This window comes from Pseudomonas sp. BP11-1-1, assembly GCF_052112105.1.
Lineage (GTDB): Bacteria > Pseudomonadota > Gammaproteobacteria > Pseudomonadales > Pseudomonadaceae > Aquipseudomonas > Aquipseudomonas alvandae.
Genome location: NZ_JAUTYU010000003.1, coordinates 628,627 through 647,133 on the forward strand (window position 1 = coordinate 628,627; position 18,507 = coordinate 647,133).

Below are 18,507 nucleotides of genomic sequence, written 5' to 3' on the forward strand. Positions count from 1 at the left end.
CAACCGGTCACGAACATTTCATGCAATAGCAGCCCGACAGGAGTTCAACCCATGCAAGCCACACTGGAACACATGACGATCTGGGGCTTGATCAGCGACGCGAGCCTGCTGGTCAAGGCGGTCATGCTCACATTGTTATTGGCTTCGTTGCTGAGCTGGTACCTGATCATCCAGCGCAGCAGCGTGCTGCAGCGCAGCGAGCGCCAATTCAACGGTTTCCTCCAGCGCTTTCGCAGCAGTGCCGATCTGCTGCCGCTGTACCGCGAAACGGCCCAGGCCCGAGCGGAGGACGGCGGCGTGTTGCCGGTTTTCCACGCTGGTTACCAAGCGTTCACCCAGTTGAGCCTGCCTTCGGGCAGCCCTGCCGTGGTGCTCGAAGGCGTCGAACGCTCGCTGCACGTGGCGATCAGCGAACAGGAGATCCAGCTGGAAAAGGGCCTGCAGTTTCTCGCCACCGTCGGCTCGGTCAGCCCTTACATCGGCCTGTTCGGTACCGTCTGGGGAATCATGAATGCCTTCCTGGGATTGTCCCAGGTGCAACAGGCCAGCCTTTCCACCGTGGCGCCGGGCATCGCCGAAGCCTTGATCGCCACGGCCATCGGCCTGTTTGCCGCGATTCCGGCGGTGGTTGCGTATAACCGACTGGCTGCGCGCGGGCAGACGCTGCTGACCCGTTATTACGCCTTCGGCAACGAATTGCAGGCGCGCTTGCACCACAAGTTGCACGGCGCCTCGGTAAACCTGGCGACGGCCGCGTGAAGGGAGAGGGCAGATGTTAGTCAAGCCGCAACGCAAGCACGGGCCCAAGGCCGAAATGAATGTGGTGCCTTACATCGATGTCATGCTGGTGTTGCTGGTGATCTTCATGGTCACCGCGCCGATGCTGACCCAAGGTGTGAAGATCGAGCTGCCCAAGGTTGCCAGCGAAGCCTTGGCCAACGACAGCCGCCAGCGGATCCTGACGTTGTCGGTGAAAGCCGAGGGCGGTTACTACTGGAACCTCGGCGGTGAGCTGGACACCCACCAGCAGACCGACAGCGCGGTGGACCTGGAGCAACTGCGCATGAAGGTGGCGCAGGTCGTGGCCGAGCACAGCGATACCCAGGTCTATATCCGGGCCGATGGCCACGCCGATTATGCCCGGGTCGTCGCCGCCATGGCGGCCCTGCAGCAAGGCGGGGTAAGCAACCTGGGACTGGTGACCGAGGCTGAACGATGACGGCGATGATCATGCACGGTTCGTCCACGGGTTGGCCCGCGCTGGAGCGTGACGGTTTTTGGAGAAACGGCTTGGCGGCAGGCGGTGCCGTGGCGTTGCACGCCGCCGTTGTCGTCATGCTGGCGGCGGGTTGGACAGTGGAGAAACCGCTAGTGGAGGCGCCTCGGGTGTTGCGTACGCAACTGGTTATCCTGCCACCGGCGCCGATTCCCGAGGCGCCCGCGCCCGTGGCAGTTGCCGCGCCGCCATCAATCGAAGCGCCTGCGCCACCGGTCGAAGCGCCACGTCCCAAGCCGGTCGAGACAACGCCTGATCCGCAGCTCCAGGCAAAGAAGCTGGAGCAGGCAGCTGTAGCTCGCAAGCGGGTCGAGGAACGCAAGCGCGAGCAACAGGCCGATGAGCAACGGCAGCGCCAGGAAAGCGAACGTCGTCGGCACGAAGCCGAGCAGCAGACTGCCCGGCAACAGGCTGTCGAGCAACAACGCCAGGCCCAACAGGCCGAAGCGCTCGCCCAGCAACGTCGTGCCGAACAGGCGCGCCTGGCCGCCGACAGCCGCAGCTATCTGCCCCTGAGCAAAGAGGCCCCGGACTATCCGCAACGGGCACTGGACAAAGGGTTGGAAGGTGATTGCACCGTGGAATACAGCGTGACGCCGGAAGGGAAGATCGAAAACCCGAAGGTGCTCGACGGCTGCCACCCATTGTTCATCCGACCGTCCCTGGCGGCCGCCCAGACATTCCGCTACCAGCCGCGGATCGTTGATGGCAGGGCGGTCACGGTGCCGGCGGTCAGGAATACGTTTCACTACCGAATCAAATAGTCTGGTGGGCCTCGGTGGTGGGCCGGTGCTGGCGCAGCAATTCGATTTGTTGGGCGGGGACCAAGGTGCGCAATGATTTATACAGCGCCCGGGTTTCCAGCAGGTTCCACACGCGCAGCATGGTTTCCAGCGCATCGAGGGGTTTGCTGATGAAATCCCGCGCGCCCAGCGCCAACGCGCGCAAGCGGGTGTCGCGGGTAGCGTCGGCGGTCAGGACCAGGATCGGCAAATAGTCATTGGCCGGAATACGCCGGTTGAGTTGCTCCAGCACGGCGAAGCCGTCGAATGCGGGCATGTGCAGGTCGAGGATGACCAGGTCCGGCTCGAAACTGTTGAACAGGTCGAGGGTGCGCAACGGCTCGGTGCTGCTCAGCACATTGTGCAGCCCCTCACGGGCCAGCAACTGCTCCATCAGGTCCAGGTTGGGGCGCTGATCGTCAATGATCAGGATGCGCAAATCGCGATTCATGCGGACTCCGGTAGATATCGTTCGAGATGGCCGAGGAAGGCCTGGATATGAATGGGTTTGGTCAGGATCGCCGTCGCCCCCGCATCGTGCAAGGCGCGGTGGGTCAGGTCGCTGGCGTCGGCGGTGATCATCAGCACCGGCGTCGACGCGGTGGTCGGGGATTGGCGCAGGCGGCGCAGGACTTCCAGGCCATCCAGGTCAGGCAATGTCACGTCCAGCAAGATCAACTGCGGCGTGTGCTGGCGAGCCAGGTCGAGGCCCATCTGGCCTTGCATGCTCGACAACAACTGGATCCCCGGACGGCGCTGCATCAAGGTTTCGATCAGGGCCAGGCTCGACAGGTTGTCTTCGATGCACAACACCTTGCCATCGAATTCGGTGCGCGGTCGCGCCACTTCCAGCGCAACCATGGGTGGCAGGTGAGAGCCGGACACATGAGCGCAGGGCAGTTGCAAGGTGAAGCAGCAGCCTTGCCCCGGATCACTGCGCACTTGCAGGCTGCCTTGCATCATCTCCAGCAGGCTCTTGCTCAGGGAAAGGCCGAGGCCGGTGCCTTCGACCTGGGGATCGGCGCCGAGGCGTTCGAATGGCTTGAACAGCTGGTCCAACAGCTCGGGGGCGATGCCTTGCCCGGTGTCGCTGATGGCGATGCTGACCTGGGGCGCTTCGATGAGGACCTCGATGCGCACCTCGCCGCCCGGTTGGTTGTACTTGATGGCGTTGGACAATAAGTTCAGCAGCACCTGGACCAGGCGCTGGCGGTCGGCAAGCACGCCGCTGCCGTCGGGCAGCAAGGGGAGCTCGGCCAGGTGGATGCCGGCGTCGGCGGCCATTGGCGACACCAGGGTCAACGCCTCGTGCAGCACCGCCGGCAATCCGATCGGCTCGATGTTCAGCGGCAAGCGGCCCGCTTCGATCCGGGCGATGTCGAGCACTTCATTGATCAACGCCAGCAAATGCTGGCCGGCCCGCAGGATATGACTGACGTGGGGACGCTGGCCGGCAACGGAATCCATGTCCAGCAGTTGCGCGAAACCCAGGATGGAATTCAACGGTGTGCGCAGTTCATGGCTCATGCGCGACAGGAACTCACTCTTGGCGCGACTGGCGCTCTCGGCTTCTTCACGGGCCGTGCGCAGGGCGATCTCGGCGGCACGCCGGTCGGTAATGTCGCGGGTGATTTTCGAGAAGCCGCGCAGGGCGCCGGTGCTGTCGTATTGCGCGGTGATCACCACGCTGGCCCAGAAGCGACTGCCGTCCTTGCGGCATCGCCAGCCTTCTTCCATGTAATGGCCGTCGCGGGTGGCCTCGAGTAACGCCATGTCCGGGTGCGCCGGGCATTCTTCGGCCAGGTAGAACAGCGAGAAATGCCGGCCGAGCACTTCCTGCTCGGTATAGCCCTTGATCCGTTCGGCGCCGACATTCCACGTGATGACGTGGCCCTGGGCGTCCAGGGCGAAAATTCCATAGTCCTTCACACCGTCGATGATCAGCCGCAGGCGTTCTTCGTTATCGCGCAAGGCGCGCTCGCGCTCGGCGAGCAACTGCCCGGCCTCCACCAGGCGGGTGCCCAATTGGCCGATTTCATCCCGCTCCGGCGGCTGTGGCAACAGTGGTTGGCCGAGCGCCAGGCGTTGGGCGTTGCCTTGCACCTTCTGGACCCGGGCAACGATGCCCTTGGACAGGAACAGCACCGCGACGATGGCGCCAAACAGTCCGCACACCGCCGCCAGCAGGGTGGCGAACAACAGGCGCATGCGCGTGGCCGAGGCGGCGGCGCTGCGTTCGGCGAGCAGGGCGTCTTCGCGTATGCGCATGGCGCTGATCTGTTCGCGCAACACGTCGAGGACCTGTTTGTTTTCGATCAGGATCGCGGTGATGGTTGCGGTGTCATCACCCTTGCCCGTGCGCAGGGCAACCAGCCCCTTGAGTTTCTCGGCGATCAGCGGCGTGATGGTCTTGAGGTGCTCGCGCATCCTGGCGTCGCGGATATTGTGATCCAGGCGTTGCAGCGCGGCCTGGATCTTGGGCGTGGCCTGTTCATAGCCGGGCAGGAAATCTTCGCGGCGGGTCAGCAGATAGCCACGCACGCTGGCGGCCGCTTCGGCCAGCAAGGTGTGCACTGCCTGGATGTCGCCCTGTACCAGCAGCACCCGTCGTACATCTTCTTCGGCGCGGGCGGTCTGGCGCTCGGTGATGTAGATCAGCACCAGGGACAGCAGCAAGACCACCAGCGGTAGGGAGATCACCACCAAGGCCTTGCCGCGCAAGGGCAGGTTGGCCCAACGGCGGGCGGCGAGAAACCTCATGGCCATTGTCCGGAAGGCTGCGCGACCAGCCCAAGGGCGACACCGCGTACCGCGGCCTGGGTCCGGTCGGCGGCGCCAAGCTTGCCGATGACCCGCTCCACGTGGGCTTTCGCAGTGCCGGGGGCGATGCCGAGTTTTTCACCAATCTCACGGTTGCTGAACCCACTGGCGACCAGGCCGAGCACTTGTCGCTCCCGTGTCGTCAGGGCCTGGACCTGTGGCGCACCGCTCGCGCCGCGCTCGGCCATGCGCCGCAAGAGGCGGGCGCTGACCGCGCTGTTCAGGGCCTCCTCGCCCTGGGCGACCCGTTTCAGCGCATCGAGCATCTCGGCACGGCTGGCATCCTTGAGCAAATAGCCGACGGCACCCGCTGTGATGGCGGCCTCGAGGTGGTCGGGGCTGTCGTCCATGGTGAAGACGATCACTTTGATCTGTGGCTGGCGTTGCTTGAGGATGCGCGCCGCACCGAGGCCGTTGAGCACCGGCATGCGGATATCGAGGATGGCGATGTCCGGTTGCAACCGCTCGCACAGGTCGAGTGCCTCCTGGCCGTCGCAGGCCTGGCCGACCACTTCGAACCCCTCGATGCCGGCCAGCATGGAAATGAAACCGGTGCGGGTGACTTCGTGATCATCGGCCAATAGCAGGCGCAGGGGATGCTTCATGAATGAGCTCCTTGGGTGGACAGCGGCACGCTGGCCGACAAACGAGTGCCGCCATCGGGTTCGCTGCGACAGTCCAGATGGCCACCGAGCAGGCTGGCGCGTTCCTGCATCGCCGCCAGGCCCAGGTGGCTGGAGCCACGGCTTTCGATGGGCAGTTCGAGGGCAAAGCCACGGCCATCGTCCTCGACCCGCAACGTGGCCCGCCTGTCATGCACCGCCAAGCCCAGGCATACCTGCCGGGCTCGGGCATGCTTGAGGATGTTGTTGATGCCTTCCTGGGCGATGCGGAACAGGGCGATCTCAATGTTTGCCGGCAGTCGCACGGCATTGTGCTCGGCCCAGTCCACCATTAGCCCGGCCTCGCGCAGGCGATCGGCTTCCTTGTCGATGGCGCTGTACAAGCCGAAATCGTCCAGCACATGGGGGCGAAGGCCGCCAATCAATTGCCGACTCTCGCCGACGCAGCGCTGGGCCAGGTCGAGGATGGCCTGGAGCTCGTTGTCCAGCGCCGACGGCATTGGCGGGCAGCGCCCGGCGAAGCCTTGCAGACGCTGGTGCAGCCCGGCGAGGTTCTGCGCCAGGCCGTCATGAAGGTCATACGCCACGCGCTTGCGTTCGTCTTCCTGGGCGCTGAACAGCCGATGGACCAGCTCGGACATCGTCCGCTCCCGGGCTTGCAGCGCCTGGAGCAGGCGGCTGTTCTCCAGGTGTGCCGCCAGCAGCGTCGCGAGCAATTGCAGGGATTCGATGTCTTCGTTGTCGGGGGCGCCCAAAGGCACGCTGTTGCCCAGCAGCAGGGCACCAAACACGATGCCGTCGGCCCCTCGCAACGGCACGCGCAAGACCTGCGCCAGGGCTTTGCCGGGGCAGTCCAACCATTGCGGTTCGGGCGCCGAGGGCTGCGCCAGGTTCGCGAGCAGGCCGAGCCCCTCGGCACTACCGTGGCTGGCAACGGTTTGCAGCGTGGATTCCGGCGTCCACTCCAGCAACAGGCCATGGTCCATGGCGACGAATGCGCACGCTCGCTGCACCGCCCGCTGGCGCATCTGCACCAATGGCAGGCGGGTCAACTCATGGCCGGTGCCCAACAACAGGCCCAGGCGTGCCGCGCGACTTTGCGACTGGCGGTATTGGCTACGGATCGCCAGGGCACTGCCGGGGTCGTGGGGTGGGCTTTGCATGAGAAACTCCAGCATGGACGGGAAGTGGCCTGGTTCGGATGGCGTCATTAGACCTTGCGATCGGCACTCAGCCTATCTGCCGAATGGCATAGGCGATCAGCACCGGTTGGCCGATGGCGAGCGCCGGGTGAATCGGCAAAGTGTGGCCATTGAAACCCAAAGGACCACAACGATGAAAATGAAAACCTGTGCCATCGCCGCTTTTTTCCTGCTGGCCGCGCCATTTGTCCAGGCCGTGGAAACAGTGCCGTTCGTATACCGCACCGTCGCCGAGCAACCGCAGAAGCAAACCGACCGGGAGATTGCCGGGTTGTTCGACCGTTGGAACGCGGCACTGCAAACCGGCAGCGCCAGTGCCGTGACAGCGCTCTACGCGCCGGACGCGATATTGCAACCGACTGTGTCCAACAAGGTGCGCAGCACACCTGAGCAGATCCAGGATTACTTTGCGCACTTCCTGACCGGCAAGCCGGTGGGCGTGATCAATTACCGGGAAATCCGTCACCTTGGGCCGGACGCTGCGATGGACAGCGGAGTCTATACCTTCACCCTGACCCAGGCGGACGGTACCAAGCGCGAAGTCCAGGCGCGCTACACCTTCCTCTACGAGCGACTCGACGGGCAATGGAAGATCATCAACCATCACTCGTCGGCCATGCCTGAAGTGCCGAAGACACTCCACGCCAGCCATTGAGATCGGCGGCGCCCTGGTGATCCAGGGCGCCGGTTTCATACATTCCCGTATTAAAGCCTTGGAATAGCCCGCGGATATTAATTAGAATCAGTCTCATTCACGACATTCTAGTCCAGGGCTTCCTCACATGCTTGATGCAGCAAAGCCGGCGGAGCACGCCCTGCATGCGTTATACCGCGATCACGGCGGATGGCTCGAAGGTTGGCTGCGGCGTCGCATGGGAAACGCCTGGGATGCCGCCGACCTGCGCCAGGATACGTTCCTGCGTGTGTTGTCCAGTGCCCAGCCATTGGCCGACCTGCAAGAGCCGCGCGCGTACCTGCTGACGGTGGGGAAGCGGCTGTTGAGCAACTTCTATACCCGCCGCAACCTGGAACAAGCCTATCTCGACGCGTTGGCGAACCTGCCTGAAGCCTGTGCACCGTCGCCGGAACAACGTTGGCTGCTGCTCGAAACCCTGCACGCCCTGGATGAACTGCTCGACGGCCTGCCGCCGCTGGTGCGCAGGGCATTCCTGTGGAGCCAGCTCGAAGGGCTGGGCTACCGGGACATCGCCGAGCGCCTGCAGGTGTCCGAGCGCACCGTCAAGCGCTACATGGCCCAGGCTTATGAGCATTGCCTGCTGGTGGACCTTTGACTCGCCAGGCGCCGACGCCCGAGGCCCGCGAAGTGGCCCGTGCGGCAGCCCGGTGGCTGGCGATGATCGAATCCGGCGAGGAGGGCGTCGACCACGTCGCGCTGCAACGCTGGCGCGACAGCAACGCGGAGCACGAGGCCGCGTGGCAGAAAGCCCAGCAACTGCGCCAGCGATTCGCCGGGGTGCCGCCTTCGTTGGGCATGGCCACCCTTGATCGTCCGGCGCTGGCCCGCCGCGCCGTGCTCAAGCGCGCACTGGGCGTCGCCGCCCTGGTGCCAACGGCCTGGCTGTTGGGCCGCGAATTGCCACTGGACGTCTGGCGCGCCGACCTGCACACCGCCACCGGTGAGCAACGCCGTTGGACCTTGGCCGATGGCAGCAGCTTGCAGTTGAACACCGACAGCGCCGTGGACCTGGACCTCAAGGCCCGTCGCCTGGTGCTGGTGCGCGGAGAGATTTCCCTCAGGGTCAGCGGAACCACGCCTTTGGCGGTGCAAGGGCCGTACGGCGTCATCACGATCGATCGAAGCGAAGCGTGTATCCGCCTGGATGAGCGCAGCTGTCATGCCTCGGTGCTCAGCGGCTCGGTATTGCTACAACCGTTACGCGGCCCAGCGGTGACGCTGGAAGCGGGGCAGCAAATCGACCTGCAAGCCTCTGGCGCGGGGCCAGTCGACAGGTTCGACGTCGCACAGTTGGGTTGGCGTGAGGGTTTGCTCGTGGCGCAAGACCAGCCCCTTGGGGATTTCCTCCGTGAACTGGACCGTTATCGTCCGGGCGTGTTGCGCTGGGACGAAACCCTGGAATCGCTTCGTGTCACCGGCAGCTTCCGCCTGGACAACACCGATCGCATTCTCGCGTTGCTTTCGGCCAGCCTGCGCCTGGAGGTGCAGATGCGCACCCGTTACTGGGTCACCTTGACGCGGCGAAAAAACATCGCCTGAAGCCTGTCCCCTTTTTTTGTCTCGCTTGTCATTCCTGGCAACTGAACAGAAAACGAGAGCGTTCTCCCATGTCCGCAGTCACACCTTTGCACTTGCGCCCGGCCGTTGCTGGCTGGCGTCCGCTGTTGGGCCATCCCTTGTTGAAGCTGGGCTTGCTGCTGAGCCTGAGTACCAGTCCGTTATTCATCTCGCCCAGCCAGGCAGAAGAAAGCGCCCGGCGCAGCTATCAGGTGCCGGCCGGCAGCCTCGGTTCGGCACTGACCCGCTTCGCTGGGCTGGCGGGGGTCAACCTGTCGGTGGATCCAGCCCTGGTCAGCGGTCGCGACAGCGCCGGGCTTGCTGGCGATTTTGCCGTGCAGGAGGGCTTTGCGCGGTTGCTGCAAGGTTCTGGCCTGCAATTGCAAGCAGTCGGGGAGCAGGCCTACATCCTGGTCCCGGCGCCCGAAGGCAGCAGCCTGCAACTGGCTCCTACCTCGATTCTCGGCACCAGCGGTTCGGCGAGCGACGAACCCTACGCCGGCGGTCAGGTCGCCCGTCGTGGTTCACAGGGGTTGCTCGGTTCGCGGGACTTCATGGAAACGCCGTTCAGCATGACCACCTACACCGGCGAGACGGTGAAGAACTTGCAGGCCCGGACCTTGGGCGACTTGGTCGCCAGCGACCCTTCGGTGCGCGCCACCAACCCGGCGGGTGGCCGCTATGAACAATTCACCATCCGTGGGTTGAGCCTGTTCAACAGCGACGTCGCCTACAACGGCCTCTACGGCATCTTGCCGACTTACACGATCGACATGGAAATGGCCGATCGCGTCGACATCCTCAAGGGGCCGACCCAGCTCATCAACGGAATCTCGCCGCGTGGCAGCGTCGGCGGTGGGATCAACGTGGTGCCCAAGCGCGCCACCGACCAGCCGATCACCTCTATCACGGGCAGCTACGCCTCCGACAGCCAACCCGGCGCTGCCGTGGACGTTGGTCGTCGTTTCGGCGAGGACAACCAGTTCGGTGTCCGTTTCAACGGGGTGAAACAGTCCGGCGATACCGACTGGGATCATCAAAGCGTCGATCGCGAGATGGCGGTGCTGGGCCTGGATTTCCGTGGTGAGCGCTTGCGCCTTTCGACCGACATCGGCCACACCGAACGTGATACCGATGCGCCCCAGGAGCGCGTCCAGGTGGCGGCCGCGGCGCCGATTCCCCACGCCAGCGACGTGCGTCGCAACTACGCCCAGCACTGGACCAAGGCGCGTACCGAAGACACCTTCGGCGCGGTGAACGCCGAGTACGATGTCAGCGACTCCGTCATGCTTTATGGCGGGGCGGGAGCCCGCAAGAGCAACCACGATTTCCTTCGGCACAACGTGTCGGTCAGCAACGCCGCTGGCGACTTCACCGTGTCGCCCCGCGACTTTACCCGCGATGAGAATGTCCGTACTGCCAACGCCGGCGTGCGCAACTGGTTCCACACCGGGCCGGTGAGCCATGAGCTGAACCTGGCCGCCAGCTATTTCTATATGGATTTCGAAAACGGCGGCGCCCGTTACGCCAATGGCCGAAGCAACCTGTACAACCCGGTGCAGACACCGACGCCAAACGTCCCCACACGTCCCGATCCGAAGGTCTATACCGAGAACCACTTCAGCGGCGTCGCGCTGTCCGACACTCTGGGTTTCTTCGATGACCGCCTGCTGCTGACCCTCGGCGCCCGCTGGCAGCGCGTGGAGGTGGACGACTGGTCCGATGGCATCAAAGGCCGCACGGCCTACGACGAAGAAAAAATCTCGCCATCGGGTGGGATCCTGTTCAAGGCGACCGACAGATTGTCCCTTTATGCCAATTACATGGAAGGCCTGAGCCAGGGCAAGATCGCGCCGACGTCAGCCGATAACCGTGACGAGATCTTCCCGCCGTTCATCAGCCGCCAGGTCGAATTCGGCGCCAAGTACGATGCCGGCGCGCTCGCCGTCACCGCCGCGGTGTTTCGCATCAAACAGCCGGCCTATGCCACGGACGCCACGACCAATGACTTCGGCCCGAACGGCAAGCGTGAGAACACCGGCGTGGAACTGAACGTGTTCGGCGAACCGCTCAAAGGCGTGCGCCTGCTTGGCGGCGTGATGTACATCGACAGCGAACTGACCGACACCACCAACCCCGCCTTCGACGGCAACCGGGCGCCGGCGACGCCGGAATACAACGTCAACCTCGGCGCGGAGTGGGATGTGCCGACGGTGCAGGGGCTGACATTGACCAGCCGAGGGATCTATTCCAGTTCGCAGTACCTGGACCCATCCAATACCAAGGAGATCGATTCCTGGGAGCGTTTCGACGTTGGGGCGCGGTATGCCTTCAAGGTGGATGAGAAGAAGATCACCTTGCGGGCGAATATCGAGAACGTTGCGGACAAGCGATATTGGAGTTCGGCGGGGGCTTCGGATGACAGTGAACCGGGGCTGACCTTGGCGACGCCTCGGACTTATCTGGTTTCGGCTACCGTGGATTTTTAGTTGCACGCACAGGTCTCTTCGCGAGCAAGCCCGCTCCCACAAAGGGCTGTTGTGTACATCTCTGCTTTGGCTACAAAAAATCCAAATGTGGGAGCGAGCTTGCTCGCGATGGCGGTTTTACAGCCGATAGAGATGTTGGATGTGCCGGCCTCTTCGCGAGCAAGCTCGCTCCCACAAAGGCAGGTCCTCACGCCAACCCTTGCATCACCGATTCAATACAAGCCATCAACTCCCCACAATCGAACGGCTTCGGAAACACCGCCACCGGACCGCAGGAACCCGGCCTGGCCAGCGGCGGCACAGCGGGCAAGCCCGTGATGAAGATAAGCGGAATCTCGATGCCACGGGCACAGAGTTCATCGCACAGTTGGATTCCGGTCATCCCCGGCATTTGAATGTCCGACAGCAAGCACGCCGTATTTTCAAATCCAGCCGAAGACAAGAAATCCACGGCGCTGGGGTAAGTCTTGACGTGATAACCGTGGGAGCGCAGCAAACCATCCAATGCAACTCGAACCGATTCATCGTCATCGATAACTGAAACAATTGCGGTGTCGGACATTTCGAAACCTGGCAGTAATGTCAGGTGGCCATGAAGGCGACCTAGTCACTGCACGATACGCTGTCCAAAAGCCGCGGCTAGTATACGTGGGTATGAACGTTCAACGGTCGCCGACAGGTTCCAGGGCCTGGGCCATGCGCACCAGGTCGGCAAATGAACGCGCGCCCATTTTGCGCATGGCCTGGCCACGGTGGATCTTGACGGTGATCTCGCTCAAGCCGATCTGCCCGGCGATCTGCTTGTTCATCAGCCCCGACGCGGCCAGTTGCATCACCTGGCGTTCCCGGGCGGTGAGGGTGGCGTGGCGTTCATGGAGCGCTTGCTGGTTGCGCTCGGTTTCCCGGCGCAGCCGGTCACGCTGGTGGGCGAGGGACACCGCATCGATCAGGTCCTGTTCGCGAAACGGCTTGGTCAGGAAATCCACCGCGCCGGCCTTCATCGCCCGTACCGTCATGGCGATGTCGCCATAGCCGGTCATGAATACGATCGGCAAATGAATGTCGGCGCGCGCCAATTGCTGCTGGAAATCCAACCCGCTGGTGCCACGAAGACGCACGTCGAGAAGCAGGCAACTGGGCGTGTCGAGACGCGGATGGCCCATGAACTCCGCCACCGAGTCGAACAGCTCGACACGCAGGCCAATGGAACGCAGCAGGCTGCGAAGGGCGTCGCGCAGCGAGGCATCGTCATCGACCACGTAGACGATGGGTTCATGGGCGAGCGCAGGGCGTGGGGCGTGGCTTGGGTTCATGGGCGGCGTCCGGGACAAGTCAGGCGTTGGAAATCAATGGCAGCGAAAACCTGAAGGAAGTGCCTCGGCCCGCCTCGCTGGTGGCCCAGATCCTGCCGTCATGGAAGTCGATGATGGAGCGGCAGATGGACAGGCCGATGCCCAAGCCGTTTGCCTTGGTGGTGAAAAACGGATTGAACAATGACGGCAGCGCCTCGGCGGTGATGCCAATGCCTTGGTCCACCACCTCCAGCAGCACCTCGCGCCCTTGGGTCCAGGTGCGCACAAAAAGGATCCGCTCCCGCACCTGGACCGTCTCCATGGCGTGGCACGCATTGCTGATCAGGTTGATGATCACCTGCTGCAACTGCACCCGGTCGACGCTGACGTGGCTGGGCGTCGTCGCGAGTTCCAGCTTCACGCTGACTTTGTGCTGGGCCAACTGGTGGCGCACCAGGTCCAGCGATTCCCTGACGATCGGCTCCAGGCACTCGGGCCGGCGCAGGGGGTCGCATTTGCGGGCCATCGCCCGGGTACGATTGATGACCTCGCTGGCACGGCGGGCGTTGGCGACGATCCGGTCCAGCGAGTCGAGGGCTTCCTTGAGGTCGGGAACCGGGCGTTCCAGCCAGCGGCGACAGGCCTCGCCGCTGCTGGTGATGGCCGTCAGCGGCTGGTTCACTTCATGGGCGATGGAGGCGGCCATTTCGCCCAGGGAGGTCAACCGGGTGGCGTGGGCCAGTTGGGCCTGGGCCTCGATCAGGTACGCCTGGTGATGCCGCAGGCTGTCCGAGGCCTGCTTGCTGCGCAGTGCCAGGAACGCGATGGCCGACAGGGCCGTCAGGCAGCGAAAGAAACCCGTGGTTGAGTCCCAGCGGTGATAGCCGCCGTTGTACAGGAACATCGCCGTCAGCAGGAACATGCACATCAGGGCGACAGTGATCACCAGGTTGATGGAAAAAAGATTCGCCGCCATCAGCAGCAAGGTGATGTAGAGCAGCGTCGGCGCCAGGTCGGAATGGGTTTCGGAGTTGATGATGACAATCCCGCAGGCCACCACCAGGCCGACGGCCCAGCCCAGGGCATTGACCAGCGGGTGGGTGCTGATGCCCATCGAGGGCGTCGACGTCTTCGGGCAAGGGTTGTGCCGCAGGCTTTGGTAGACGTTCTTGAACATCATGGCGGGTGTGGGCACGCTGCAGGCCTTTTTTTGGCTGATCCAACCCCCGGCGACGGAGGAAACAGGGCATCGGTCCTGATCTTAAAAGTTGCCCTCGGCCTGGGGTAGGACATAAAACCCTGAAATCCTGCCAACCCTGGCAGTCATCCCCACATACCCAGGTATCGATGACTCGACCCAAAGCGTGGGTGGGGCGTCCTCCGGTACAACAGACGCGCGCTGGGCCCTGGCGTAACCTTCAAGCACTCTGCCGCCGTCGGCCCTGCAAGACGTCCCGGGTGCGACTTTCCTTGAATCATTGGCCTTGTGCCTGGAATGGCTACCATGATGAACAGAAATGACCTGCGTCGTGCTGACATCAATCTGCTGGTTGTCTTCGAAACCATGATGCACGAGCGAAACGTCACCCGAGTCAGCGAGAAACTGTTCCTCGGTCAACCGACCATCAGTGCCGCCCTGGCGCGTTTGCGCCTGATGTTCGATGACCCCCTGTTCATCCGCGCGGGCCGGGTCATGGAGCCGACCTCGCGGGCAGAGGAAATCTTTTCCAACCTGTCCCCGGCGCTGGACGGAATCGCCGCCGCGTTGAGTCGCTGCCAGGCGTTCGACCCCGCCACTAGCGACGCCACGTTCCACATTGGCCTGTCCGATGACGTCGAATACGCCTTGCTCCCAGACCTGTTGCACCGCCTGCGTATCGAAGCGCCCGGCACGACGCTGGTGGTGCGCCGCGCCGATCAATGGCAGATGTGCCAGTTGCTGGCGTGCGGCGAGATCACCGTCGGGATCAGCCACACCCTGGAACTGCCGGCCAACGCCCGGCGCAAGGCTTTGCGACCGATCCGGCCCATGCTGTTGCGGGCCGATTCGCTTCCCGGCGAATTGTCCTTGGATGAGTTCTGCCGCCGGCCCCACGCGGTGGTTTCGTCCATGGGGCACGTGATCGATGATTCGGACCGGGCGTTGAGCCTGGCGGGTCGGCATCGGCGGGTGGTACTGACGGTGCCACAGTTCAGCGCGTTGCCGAGGTTGCTGGCCGGCAGCGACATGATCGCCATCGTGCCGGACTATGTCGCCCGGGCCATGGCGATGGCGACGGGCTTGCGGGCGGAGGCGGCGCCATTTCAGCTGCCAGAACGTGAGCTGACGATGGTCTGGCGCGGCACTTCCCATAATGATCCGGGGGAGCGTTGGTTGCGCTCCCGGTGCTGCGCGTTTCTTGCCGAGGTGTCCGACTCACGCCCTCAAGCACGACGCGTGGCGTGAAGGGACGGCGCCGTCCGCCTCAACGGGAAAAACGGTTGCGGTACTCGCGGGGTGAAATCGACAGGTGGCGCTGGAACGTATGGCGCATCCGTTCTTCATCACCAAAGCCGCAGGTACGGGCGATCTGGTCGATGTTGCGCTCGGAGTCCTCCAGCATTCTTCGCGCGGCTTCCAGGCGGAACATCTCGATGGCCTTGGCTGGGGTTCTTCCGGTCTGGCGCTTGTAGACCCGGGCAAAGTTGCGCGGGCTCATGCGCGCCTGGCGAGCCAGTCGCTCGATGGTCAGGTCGGCCTCGTCCAGGTGATCGGCGAGCCACCCGTGCAATTCATCGAACCCGGCGCTGTCCTGGGTCTGCGCCAACAACAACTGGCTGAACTGCGCTTGCCCACCAGGTCGCTTGAGAAACACCACCAGTTCCCGCGCCACTTGCAGCGCAACGTCGCGGCCGCAGTCGGCTTCGACCAGCGCCAGGGCCATGTCGATGCCAGCGCTGACGCCCGCCGAGGTCCAGACTTTGTCCTGCTGGATGAAAATGGCGTCGAGGTCGACTTCGATCAACGGGAAGCCGCTCTTGAGCATCTCGCACATGGCCCAGTGCGTGGCGGCGCGGCGACCATCCAGCAAACCGGCCTGGGCCATGAGGAAAGTCCCGCTGCACACCGATGCCGTGCGCCGGGCCTTGGTCGAGGCGGCGCGCAGCCAGTCCACCAGCTCGACACAATCAATCATTGCCTGACGGATGTCCGGGGCGCCCGGCACGATCAGCGTGTCGACGCTGACGTCGTCGAACTCGCGCAGGGAAGAGGTGGCAACGACCAGGCCTTCGGCGGTGGGCATCAGCCCGCCGTCCAGGCTCGCGGTGTGCATTCGATAACCAGGCAGGCCGCGTTCAGCCATGGCTTTGGTGGCCGCCCAGAAAACCGTCTGGGCGCCAGTCAGGTCGAGCAGTCCCATCTGCGGATAAGCGAGGAAGACCAGCGCGCGAGGTTGGGACATCGGCTCGGCGGCGATGCGAATGTCATGGGTCATTTCGTTCATGGTCGCGTCGGCTCGGTTCTGGCGCAATAGAAGGGAGGCGGTGCGCATCGCAGCGCCGGGTGCCTCTGGCTGATTAATCCTCTGCCTGCCTATTGTCAAGTTGGTCGCACTGCATCTGCGAGTGATATGCATATGCTATATAGGTATTTAAATATTGTTTTTTATAGCTTTAGAGTTGGCGCCAGACTTCATTCTCAAGAGGCCCCGGTCATGGTGTTCAAGCGTCCCGTATTACTTGTTTCCTTGGCGGCAAGCTTGCTGACGGGGCCCTTGGCCCACGCGGAAGGCAAGATCAGCATCGCCCAGCAATTCGGCATCGGTTATTTGATCCTCGACGTCGTGCGCGACCAGCAGCTCATCGAGAAACAAGGCAAGGCCCAGGGCATAGAGATCAAGGTGGACTGGAACAGCATTTCCGGTGCGACCGCGATGAACGAGGCCCTGCTCACCGGCGCCCTCGACGTGGTGTCGGCGGGGGTGCCGCCGATGCTGACGATCTGGGATCGGACCCGGGGCAAGCAGAACGTCAAGGCCATCGCCTCGCTGGGCTCGATGCCCAACTACCTGCTGACCAACAACCCGGCGATCAAGACGCTCAAGGACTTCACCGACAAGGACCGGATCGCGGTGCCGGCAGCCGGGGTCGGGTTCCAGTCGCGCACGTTGCAGATCGAGACGGCCAAGGCATTCGGCAACGACCACTACAAGAAATTCGACGACATCTCGGTCAGCCTCCCGCATCCGGACGCCACGGCCGCGCTGATCGCGGGCCAGTCGGAAATCAATTCGCACTTTTCCAGCCCGCCGTTCCAGTACCAGGCGCTGCAGAGCCCCAACGTGCACAAAGTCCTCAGTTCCTATGACGTGCTCGGCGGGCCGGCGACGTTCAACGTGCTCTACACCACGGAAAAATTCCACGACGAAAATCCGAAGACCTACAAGGCGTTCTATGACGCGCTTGTCGAAGCACAAACCCTCATCAAGACTGATAAAGCCGCTGCCGCCCAGACCTACATCCGGGTCGAGCAATCCAAGCTGCCGCTGCCCCTGGTGGAGAGCATCGTCAACGACCCGGAAATCGACTTTACCGTCGTGCCGCAACGCACCTACATCTATGCCGAGAAGCTGCAGGAATTGGGTGTGCTGAAAAACAAGGCCGGCAGCTGGAAGGACTATTTCTTCGAAGAGGCCCACGGCGGCGCCGGCAGTTGATTAGCCGTTTTCGGCACAATCGAGCAAGCGGCCTGCCGGGCGGAATGGAACTTGCCTGATCTTCGATCATGAACCCTGGAAATCTCGAAGGTCGGGTTAATGAACGACGATATGGCGGATGCACTGCCGACGCAGCCGATCAATCGGTTTCGCACCGGTGACATCGACGAACACGCGCGGAACATGGGCGGATGGCAAGTCAGCTACGACCAGTTGACGCCGGGACACTTCGAGGGCGAACTGATCGAGTTTCGCTCGGAGTGGATGCAGTTGGTGCGCGACCGCTCTAACCAGGCCATGACCAAGCGTGGCATGGCGTGGGAGGGTGCGATCACTTTCAGCGTGCCGCTGAGCGCCGACGGCCCGGTGTTCTGTTCCGGACACCCGATTGTCGAGCCCAGCCTGATGGTCGCGTGCGGCCGGAACCTGCCGGACCTGCGTACGCCGCAGCATCTGGACCTGCTCGGTGTCGCGGTCGAAGAGCAGGCGTTGGAGCACCTGCTGGAACGCCAGGGCAGCGCCTTTCGAATTACCGATCTTCCCAAGTGTTACCGTCTCGGCGATTCAACCTTGCCGGCTGAACTGGCCGCCTTGTTCGATGAGCTGGAAGGGGGCGGGCAGGGACGTGCGTCATTGTTGGGCCACGAGTCGATCCGTCGTGGCCTGCGCGACACGGTGATGCTGCATTTCCTCGAACTGGTGGCGCCGGACGAGGCACCGCCGCTGCCCCCGACGGCCCGCAAGCGCATGGTCGACCGGGCTCGGGAATATGCCCTGGCCCATGTCGACGAGCCGCTGTCGATCCTGGATCTGTGCAACCACATCGGTGCCAGCCGCCGCAAATTGCAGTATTGCTTCCAGGAAACCCTCGGCATCAACCCGGTGGCCTATTTGCGTGCGCTGCGCCTCAATGCCGTGCGCCGCGAACTGCGCCTCGGCACCCAAGGCGTGCAAGAAGTGGCGGCGCGCTGGGGCTTCTGGCACCTGAGCCGATTCGCCAGTGATTATCGGACCCTGTTTGGCGAAACCCCTTCGCAAACCCTGCGTCGCACACATCTGTGCTGAAAACGGA

General features: G+C 63.3%; 18 protein-coding genes. 10 read left to right on the plus strand and 8 right to left on the minus strand.

What is annotated here, in order from left to right; genetic code table 11:
- Positions 1-51: 51 nt before the first annotated feature.
- The 3 genes from tolQ to Q7C33_RS09395 are packed head-to-tail and all read left to right on the plus strand — an operon-like array spanning position 52 to position 2,040.
- Complete coding sequence (tolQ, locus tag Q7C33_RS09385; RefSeq protein WP_030140678.1) at positions 52-759, plus strand: protein TolQ; 708 nt, start codon at positions 52-54, stop codon at positions 757-759.
- 13 nt (positions 760-772) lie between these two features.
- Positions 773-1,219 carry a protein TolR gene (gene tolR / locus Q7C33_RS09390; protein ID WP_030140679.1) on the plus strand — a complete coding sequence of 149 codons (447 nt, stop codon included), beginning with the start codon at positions 773-775 and terminating at the stop codon, positions 1,217-1,219.
- The gene (locus Q7C33_RS09395; protein ID WP_407683272.1) at positions 1,216-2,040 is read left to right on the plus strand and encodes an energy transducer TonB; all 825 of its coding nucleotides are present in this window, start codon (positions 1,216-1,218) and stop codon (positions 2,038-2,040) included. Before tolR ends, Q7C33_RS09395 begins: the two co-directional genes overlap by 4 nt.
- Here the strand turns inward: Q7C33_RS09395 and Q7C33_RS09400 are convergent.
- Genes Q7C33_RS09400 through Q7C33_RS09415 form a run of 4 tightly spaced genes read right to left on the minus strand, consistent with a single transcriptional unit; the run spans position 2,033 to position 6,664 of the window.
- Entirely contained in the window at positions 2,033-2,509 is a 477-nt protein-coding gene (locus Q7C33_RS09400) for a response regulator (RefSeq protein ID WP_030140681.1), read from the minus strand. The genes Q7C33_RS09395 and Q7C33_RS09400 overlap by 8 nt on opposite strands.
- The gene (locus Q7C33_RS09405) at positions 2,506-4,818 is read right to left on the minus strand and encodes an ATP-binding protein (RefSeq protein ID WP_407683273.1); all 2,313 of its coding nucleotides are present in this window, start codon (positions 4,816-4,818) and stop codon (positions 2,506-2,508) included. The genes Q7C33_RS09400 and Q7C33_RS09405 overlap by 4 nt, the downstream gene beginning before the upstream one ends.
- A complete protein-coding gene (locus Q7C33_RS09410) occupies positions 4,815-5,483 on the minus strand; it encodes a response regulator (protein WP_030140683.1) in 669 nt (222 codons plus the stop codon). The genes Q7C33_RS09405 and Q7C33_RS09410 overlap by 4 nt, the downstream gene beginning before the upstream one ends.
- The gene (locus Q7C33_RS09415) at positions 5,480-6,664 is read right to left on the minus strand and encodes a sensor histidine kinase (RefSeq protein ID WP_407683274.1); all 1,185 of its coding nucleotides are present in this window, start codon (positions 6,662-6,664) and stop codon (positions 5,480-5,482) included. The genes Q7C33_RS09410 and Q7C33_RS09415 overlap by 4 nt, the downstream gene beginning before the upstream one ends.
- Positions 6,665-6,836: 172 nt before the next feature.
- Here Q7C33_RS09415 and Q7C33_RS09420 point away from each other — a divergent pair, with 172 nt between their 5' ends.
- From Q7C33_RS09420 to Q7C33_RS09435, 4 genes are all read left to right on the plus strand, one after another.
- Entirely contained in the window at positions 6,837-7,358 is a 522-nt protein-coding gene (locus Q7C33_RS09420) for an SgcJ/EcaC family oxidoreductase (protein WP_030140685.1), read from the plus strand.
- 127 nt (positions 7,359-7,485) lie between these two features.
- Positions 7,486-7,995: a sigma-70 family RNA polymerase sigma factor gene (locus tag Q7C33_RS09425; protein ID WP_030140686.1), complete on the plus strand. Its 510-nt coding sequence runs from the start codon at positions 7,486-7,488 to the stop codon at positions 7,993-7,995.
- Complete coding sequence (locus Q7C33_RS09430; RefSeq protein WP_407683275.1) at positions 7,992-8,939, plus strand: FecR domain-containing protein; 948 nt, start codon at positions 7,992-7,994, stop codon at positions 8,937-8,939. The genes Q7C33_RS09425 and Q7C33_RS09430 overlap by 4 nt, the downstream gene beginning before the upstream one ends.
- A 68-nt stretch (positions 8,940-9,007) precedes the next feature.
- Positions 9,008-11,446, plus strand: coding sequence for a TonB-dependent siderophore receptor (locus Q7C33_RS09435; protein ID WP_407683276.1), 2,439 nt, complete (start codon positions 9,008-9,010; stop codon positions 11,444-11,446).
- Positions 11,447-11,633: 187 nt separating this feature from the next.
- Here Q7C33_RS09435 and Q7C33_RS09440 read toward each other — a convergent pair whose 3' ends face one another.
- From Q7C33_RS09440 to Q7C33_RS09450, 3 genes are all read right to left on the minus strand, one after another.
- Positions 11,634-12,008, minus strand: a complete 375-nt coding sequence (locus Q7C33_RS09440; RefSeq protein ID WP_198796420.1) for a response regulator transcription factor — start codon at positions 12,006-12,008, stop codon at positions 11,634-11,636.
- A 100-nt stretch (positions 12,009-12,108) separates the two neighbouring features.
- Positions 12,109-12,759, minus strand: a complete 651-nt coding sequence (locus Q7C33_RS09445) for a response regulator transcription factor (protein WP_407683277.1) — start codon at positions 12,757-12,759, stop codon at positions 12,109-12,111.
- A 19-nt stretch (positions 12,760-12,778) separates the two neighbouring features.
- A complete protein-coding gene (locus Q7C33_RS09450; protein WP_407683301.1) occupies positions 12,779-13,852 on the minus strand; it encodes a sensor histidine kinase in 1,074 nt (357 codons plus the stop codon).
- Positions 13,853-14,242: 390 nt separating this feature from the next.
- On the opposite strand from Q7C33_RS09450, the gene Q7C33_RS09455 reads away from it, so the two are divergent.
- Positions 14,243-15,184, plus strand: a complete 942-nt coding sequence (locus Q7C33_RS09455; RefSeq protein WP_407683278.1) for a LysR family transcriptional regulator — start codon at positions 14,243-14,245, stop codon at positions 15,182-15,184.
- Positions 15,185-15,203: 19 nt separating this feature from the next.
- Here Q7C33_RS09455 and Q7C33_RS09460 read toward each other — a convergent pair whose 3' ends face one another.
- A complete protein-coding gene (locus tag Q7C33_RS09460; protein ID WP_407683302.1) occupies positions 15,204-16,223 on the minus strand; it encodes a GlxA family transcriptional regulator in 1,020 nt (339 codons plus the stop codon).
- 210 nt (positions 16,224-16,433) lie between these two features.
- On the opposite strand from Q7C33_RS09460, the gene Q7C33_RS09465 reads away from it, so the two are divergent.
- Positions 16,434-17,435, plus strand: coding sequence for an ABC transporter substrate-binding protein (locus Q7C33_RS09465; protein ID WP_407683279.1), 1,002 nt, complete (start codon positions 16,434-16,436; stop codon positions 17,433-17,435).
- Positions 17,436-17,534: 99 nt separating this feature from the next.
- Positions 17,535-18,500 (plus strand): helix-turn-helix domain-containing protein, encoded by a 966-nt coding sequence (locus Q7C33_RS09470; protein WP_198796423.1) that lies wholly within the window; start codon positions 17,535-17,537, stop codon positions 18,498-18,500.
- Positions 18,501-18,507: the final 7 nt, after the last annotated feature.